Source organism: Streptomyces sp. NPDC031274 (genome assembly GCF_055570235.1).
This window is the reverse complement of record NZ_JBVIHP010000098.1, coordinates 1-2,247: the sequence shown is the minus strand read 5'-3', so window position 1 is coordinate 2,247 and position 2,247 is coordinate 1. Positions and strand designations below refer to the sequence as shown.

Annotated in this window: 1 protein-coding gene; it reads left to right on the top strand. The window is 66.4% G+C overall.

Annotated features, from left to right (window positions below):
* Positions 1-18 precede the first annotated feature (18 nt).
* On the top strand, positions 19-2,247 hold a 2,229-nt coding region (locus tag ACZ5CR_RS43805), incomplete at its 3' end, for an RHS repeat-associated core domain-containing protein (protein ID WP_468868855.1).

Below are 2,247 nucleotides of genomic sequence, written 5' to 3'. Positions count from 1 at the left end.
ATCGGTGGCCTCGTCGCGGTGACGGATATCGCCGGACGCACCACTGAGGCCCGCTGCAACATGGCCGGGCTGCCGGTGGAGTTCACGGACACAGAGGGCGAAACCAGTCGCGTCGAGCGGGATTCCTTCGGGCGTGTCAGTTCCTTCACTGACCCACTCGGCGGTGTGACACGTTTTGGTGTCACCGTCGAGGGGCGGCCGGCCTGGCGCGAAGGGCCGGATGGGTTCCGGGAGGTATCTGAATGGGACGCAGAGGGGAATCTGCTCTCGCAGACCGACCGGGCCGGAAACATCACCCGATACAAGATCGGCGCCTTCGGGCAAGTGGCGGAGCGAACGCTCCCCGACGGATCCACCTACTCATTCGGGTACGACACCGAACTCAATCTCTTGCACGTTGCGGATCCCAGGGAACGCAGCTGGCAGTACCGCTACGACGAGGCGAATCGTGTTGCTTCCGAGACGGACTTCAACGGGCGGACCCTTGCTTATGAATTGAACGCGATGGGAGCTCTGCTCTCTCGCTCCAATGGTGCGGGGCAAGTCATCGAATTCCGTCGCGACGTGCTCGGGCGGACAGCGGAGACGCACTACGACGGCGAGGTGGCGTACTACACCTACGACGCGGCCGGGAATTTGGTCCGGGAGGCCGGGCCTGACGCGACGGTGGAGCGCGAGTTCAACGACGCCGGACAGATCCTTTCGGAGAGCATCAACGGCCGGACCACGACATACGAGTACGACGCCCGGGGCCGACGGACCAGACGCCGCACTCCCACCGGAATCGAGTCCACCTGGACCTATGACACGGCAGGCCACCCCACCGCCTTGGACACAGCCGGGCATCGCATCGATTTCGCCTTCGATCAGGCCCACCGGGAGACCGCACGTCACCTGCCGGGCGGGGTCGCCCTCACGCAGTCGTGGGACAGCGCCGGGCGGCTGGCCGTGCAACGCCTCGCCAGGACCCTCGATCTGCACACTCACCCTCAGGACCAGACCGAGGTTCTGCTCCAGCAACGCGAGTACGCCTACAGGCCGGACGGCATCCCGACAGAGATCAGGGACCTGACCACGGGAACACGGCGATTCACCCTCGACTCCGTGGGTCGCGTCACGGCCGTGGAAGCGCGCCATTGGACCGAGACGTACCAGTACGACGAGGTGGGCAACATCAGCCACGCCGCGGCCCCCGGCACCGAGGACACGGGCGGGGGACGGAGCTTCGCGGGCACCAGGGTTCAGCGTGCCGGGCGTACGCGCTACGAACACGATGCCGAGGGCCGTGTCGTCCGGGTCGTCCATCGGCTGCTCAGCGGCCAGCAGCGGGTTCGCTCCTACCTGTGGAACAGCCGCAACCAGCTGGTCGGTACGACGACCCCTGACGGCACTCGGTGGCGATATCGCTACGACCCCGCCGGTCGACGCGTTGCCAAACAACGACTGGACGACGAAGGCAGCGTTGCGGACGAGGTTCTTTTCGTCTGGGACGACACGCGACTCATCGAACAGGTCACGAAGGGCGGCCATGTCACCGCCTGGGATTACGAGCCGGGCAGCCATCGGCCCGTGGCGCAGTTCGACCGGGCCGATCCGGAGGAGGACGCCCGATTCCACGCCATTGTCGCGGACCTGTCCGGGGCTCCGGCCGAGCTCGTCTCCACGGACGGAGAAGTGGCCTGGCGGCAGCGCTCACTTCTCTGGGGAGGCTCCCTCCCCGCCGGGCTACGGGAGGAGACGACAGCGGGGGGTGTGGACTGCCCGCTGCGCTTCGAGGGGCAGTACGCCGACACGGAGACCGGCTGGCATTACAACTTCCAGCGCTACTACGACCCGCAGATCGGTCAGTACGTATCGTCCGATCCGCTCGGCCTGGCACCCGCTCCGAACGACAGGGCGTACGTGCCCAACCCCTATCGCTGGGCCGACCCGCTGGGACTGGCCTGGCAGGACCCGAACAATGGCATGCGGTGGGGCCGTGACCCCAGCCTCCCGCCGGCGGACGAGGACGGGCGGGAGTTCACTCGAGGCAGCCAGTATCCGAGCGACTACCGTGTCTCCACACACGAGCACATGGTCACTCACTACACGGACGAAGGGCGGGCCCTGAACGGAGTTCCGCGTGACAGCAACAACCAGCGCATCCCACGGGACCAATTGACCTGGCGCGACCAGGACCGGAATCTGTTGTGGGACCCCAGGGCGAACCACACGCAGCCGTTCGATCGCGCGGTAAACTATGAACAC